3 protein-coding genes and 1 riboswitch are annotated in these 4,631 nt (G+C 37.6%); all 3 genes read right to left on the bottom strand.

The features are described 5' to 3' along the window. Positions 1 to 362: 362 nt before the first annotated feature. Genes ACSU6B_RS28760 through ACSU6B_RS28750 form a run of 3 tightly spaced genes read right to left on the bottom strand, consistent with a single transcriptional unit; the run spans position 363 to position 4,168 of the window. On the bottom strand, positions 363 to 815 hold the full coding sequence (locus ACSU6B_RS28760) for a flavodoxin domain-containing protein (protein ID WP_410889870.1): 453 nt from the start codon (positions 813 to 815) through the stop codon (positions 363 to 365). Continuing rightward, the gene (locus tag ACSU6B_RS28755) at positions 812 to 1,858 is read right to left on the bottom strand and encodes a ribonucleotide-diphosphate reductase subunit beta (protein WP_410889868.1); all 1,047 of its coding nucleotides are present in this window, start codon (positions 1,856 to 1,858) and stop codon (positions 812 to 814) included. Before ACSU6B_RS28755 ends, ACSU6B_RS28760 begins: the two co-directional genes overlap by 4 nt. A 33-nt stretch (positions 1,859 to 1,891) precedes the next feature. Beyond that, positions 1,892 to 4,168, bottom strand: a complete 2,277-nt coding sequence (locus tag ACSU6B_RS28750) for a ribonucleoside-diphosphate reductase subunit alpha (RefSeq protein ID WP_410889871.1) — start codon at positions 4,166 to 4,168, stop codon at positions 1,892 to 1,894. Between the two features lie 145 nt (positions 4,169 to 4,313). Then, positions 4,314 to 4,515: riboswitch (cobalamin riboswitch) on the bottom strand. Positions 4,516 to 4,631 lie beyond the last annotated feature (116 nt).

Below are 4,631 nucleotides of genomic sequence, written 5' to 3'. Positions count from 1 at the left end.
GCTAGAAAAAGTGTGTTGCAATTCTTTAGGTTGATTACCTCCCTGTTGATTTCCGAGGAAGGCACGCAGACTCCTGCGGGAGGACGGGGCTGGGGAGACCCCGCAGGCGCTAGCGCCGAGGAGGCTCCCCGGACCGCCAGCGGAAAGCGAAGTGCCTAGAGCGGAAATCAACAGGCCCATTAGCAGGTACAATGAATAATTAAATGCTGAGAATAAAAAATTGCCGAGAAAATACCCTTTCTCGACAATCTGACCCTTGTGCTACAAGGGTCTTCTTTTGTATTTTTCGGAAATAATCACATTTAGACTCTATTTGGAGCAAAAAAACCGAATTTGACTACTAATACCAAACTTCCCTGCAATTACCCTATACCTTGCTTCCGGCTTAATTGATCCAAAAAGATAGTCACGAATCTACTACACCGATCCATATCATTCATTTGGAGGCTAACCTCGATTTTTAGGGTGGCAATTAAATTTGTGTGTACGTAAAGCATATCCTTAAATTCATCAACAGCTCCACAAAACTTCGGGTAACCACTATCCCCTGTGCCGATTACACCTGTCAGTACCTTTTTCACGTTCTGAGTTTCGAATGCACGATAAAGCTCCATCATTTCTTGAGGAATTTCGCCATTTCCCCAAGTATAGGTTCCGATCACAATAGCCGCAAACTGGGATAAATCCCTAACTCGAAATTGCTCGATCCGAAAGAGAGAAGCCATTACATTCTTCTTAAAAAATAAATGAAAAATTCGTTGAGCTAATTCTTCAGTATTTCCTGTTTTGGAAGAATATACGATGGCAATTTTCATAATTCATCGAAACCGTTTGATTGTGTTACCTTTGCATAGCTTCTTGACTTCTGTTCAAAAAAATCGGATTTTGTTCCATTCATCATTTCATCACTGAAAACATGGATCCAAGGCATTGGGTTTACCCTTTCTTTAAATAAGTTCTGTAAACCTAGCTGTCGAAGCCGCTTATTTGCAAGATATTCGGTGTATCTTTCGTACTCGCTCAATTCAATACCATCTATATCCTTTAAAATCATATGTGCCCACTCTTTTTCAAGTTGGACAGCTTGTCCAACCACTTTATACACATAATCAATGTTAGCCTCTGTATGTAAATCCGGATTTTCTGTTAAAAGAATTCGCAGGAACTGTGCCATAAAATAAGCATGCTGCATTTCATCCCGTTGTATATAGCTAATCATTGTACTAGTTTTAAGCATCTTTTGCTGGCGGGCAAGATGATAGAAAAAAGCAAAGCCAGCATAAAAATAAATACCCTCTAGATTAATAGAATTCACACCTAGTTGAAATAAATTTTGTGGTGTAGGATTCTCACGGAAACTTTCATATGCATCTAATATCAGTTGGTTTCTTTTTTGAACGATTGGATCATTTTTGGCTTTATTGAACCAATCCTTTTGTTCATTTAAAGGTACAAGAGAACTTAATATATAGGAATACGATTCATTATGCACCGCTTCCTGCTGGGCGATGACAGCAAATATTGCTTTAAAGCTAGAATCTGTCACATAATCCATTACTTGACACATTGTTGGTGTTTGCAGGCTGTCTAAAGAAGCAAGTTGTGTATTTATTCGTAAAAAGACATCTTTCTCCTTTGAACTGAGAAAGTCCCACTGTTTTATATCATCTTGCATATTAATCTCTTGAGCTTTCCAAAAGTTTGACAATAAAGTCTGATATAAATCGTATATCTGTGGATAAGCAATATCATTCCAGTTGAGTAAGCCTGATGATTTTCCATTAATAATACCAGTTGATTTATTGGGAAACTCGGGGTTTAACAGTTTTATTCTTGATAGCGGTAAATGAATACCCATAAAATAATCTTCTCCAATCTATTCTAAAAGATGTTAGCTATGGCAAGCATCACATTCGTCAATTTCTGTTTGAGATGTGCTTCTAACATAGTACGTTGTCTTTAGTCCCTGCTTCCAAGCTTCCATATGCAGGTTGAGCAAGTCCTTTGCTTTTATATCGTGCCTAACGTATAAATTAAAGCTAATGCCCTGATCAATATGGCGCCCACGTGCCGCATTCTGTTTAATACTCCACACTTGATCTAATTCATGTCTTGATCGGCGATAATAGTCATATGTGATATGGTTTAAATCCGGTGCAGTAACTTTAAATTTAAAATTCTTCTTTTCCTCTGCATATTCAACAGAATAGATAGGATCGATTCCGTCAGTGGAACCTCCAATTTTCGCTGTGGATGAATTGGGAGCGATAGCCATTAACCAGCCGTTCCGAATGCCATGATTAACGACATCCCTTTTTAGTGCGATCCATCTCTTCGATTGGTAATTTTTCCGTTCAAAATAACTTCCTGAATGCCATTCTGAATCCTTAAATAGACTATAAGACCCTTTCTCCTTTGCTAGTTCCATTGATGAACGGATCGTATAAAATGCAATGTCCTCATACAGATGATCTGCATAATTTACCGCTGCTTCAGACTCCCAGTAAATCCCTTTAAGAGCTAGTAGGTGGTGCCATCCAAATGTACCAAGACCCACGGCTCTGTACTTTTTATTTGTAAGTTGAGCCTGTCCAACAGTGATTGTATTTAAATCAATCACGTTATCGAGCATTCTTACTTGGATCCTAATTAAACGCTCTAAAACATCTGCGGGTACTGCTTTCGCCAGATTAATAGACGATAAATTACATACAACGAAATCACCCGGTTTACGAACAATGACGAGATTGCCCTCTTCATTTTGGTATTCGTTAACTATGGTCGTTGCGGACATATTTTGAGCAATTTCTGTACATAAATTACTGCAGTAAATAGAAGTTCGGCCCTTCCCCAATACATGCTTATTCGGATTTTGCCTGTTTACTTCATCACGATAGAACATGTATGGTGTTCCTGTTTCTAATTGAGCAACCATGATTCGTGTCATAATATCCATGGCACGATATGTTTTACGAGGAAGAAGCGGGTTACCTGCGGCCTCTTCATATTTCTCGGTAAAGAATTTAACATCCGTTTCATCATAAAAATCCTCAAGTCCGAGAAGGTTCCCTTTTTCATCCTTCCAGCCCATAAATTGTTTTACTTGATGGGGACAAAATGTATGCCACTGCCCAATACTTCTTCCATCCTCATCTTTCTCTTCTAATTTTTTCATAAATAGGTCTGGTATGGTGACACCCGTAAAAATGTCATGGGCCTTACGGCGTTCATCCCCATTATTTGTTTTTAAATCGAGAAAACCGTTCATGATATCTTTATGAAATAAATCTAGGTAAACCGCAATGGCACCTTGACGTTGACCTAACTGATCAACACTGACAGCTGTATTATTTAACAATTTAATCCATGGCACAATTCCGGAAGAGTTTCCTTTGAATTTCTTAATATCGGAACCAAGGGCACGAACTTTACCATAATAAATCCCTATACCTCCGCCATCCTTGCTTAGCCGAGCAATATCCCAATTATTTAAATAGATGCTATCAAGGGAATCATCTACTGTATCAATAAAGCAGGAGGAAAGCTGACCAAAGCTTTTGCCTGCATTCGCTAAAGTGGGGGTAGCAACCGTCATATATAAATTACTAAGTGCCCAATACGCTTCCTTTACAAGTTGTAAGCGGATGGACTCCTTTTCATCCTTCATAATCGTCATGGCAATAATCATGAACCGCTCCTGCGGGAGTTCATATACATTTCTATTATGATCTTGAGCAAGATAGCGATCCGCCAGTAAAAATAACCCTATGTAATTAAATAATAAATCTTTATCTGGAATTATCTCTTTTGCTAGTTGTTCGATTTCATCTTTACTATATAAGCTAAGTAAATTATGAGAATATATCCCGGTAACTGTCAATTCTTTTATTAATCTATAAAAATCTCCATATTTTAACGAACGATTATAGCCTCGATTTTTTGCTGACTTTCCATATAATTCATTTAGATATAAACGGGCAGCGACAAATGTCCAATTTGGTTGGTCTATTGCAATTTGATTCACAGCATATAATAAAGCTTGGTGATTAGCTTCCCCTTCTGTTTCATCCAGTTTACTAATTTGCTCTTTAAGCTCCGTAGTATCTATCTGATATTTTTCTGAAACTTGATTAATAGATTCTAATACGTAATTAAGTTCTGTTTGAATCTCCTTAGTTATCAATACAATTCCCCCTATAATAAAAAAATCCGCTCAACGGTAATTGAGCGGATGAAACGATACACTACAAAAGGAATAAAAAAATCCAATGCCTCCTGTCGCCACCGTTCATCTTCTCAATCCCCGAAGAAGTTGAAACATCTTAAGAAAGACAGGTCTCCTGACTCATGCTTCTTCCTACTTTGAACCCTTCCCATATAAGTACCTAATAGATTAGACATTTCTTATACAGTGGTTTGCTCATTTCGTCAGCATTTACAGTTGCGGGGGCAGTTCTGGATTTACACCAGATTCCCTATTAAGCCACAATGGCATCGTCTCTTAAGGCTAACACAATATATAGTTTGATTATTATTTATTGAAACAATATATAGTGAATCAATTAATTTAAATAATAGTATAGTCACCAAAATAATTCAAGTCTATTATTAAATAAAAATGAAACCTATCT

The organism is Neobacillus sp. C211, from assembly GCF_051842875.1.
Classification (GTDB): domain Bacteria; phylum Bacillota; class Bacilli; order Bacillales; family Cytobacillaceae; genus Neobacillus.
This window is presented reverse-complemented; position numbering and strand designations above follow the sequence as displayed.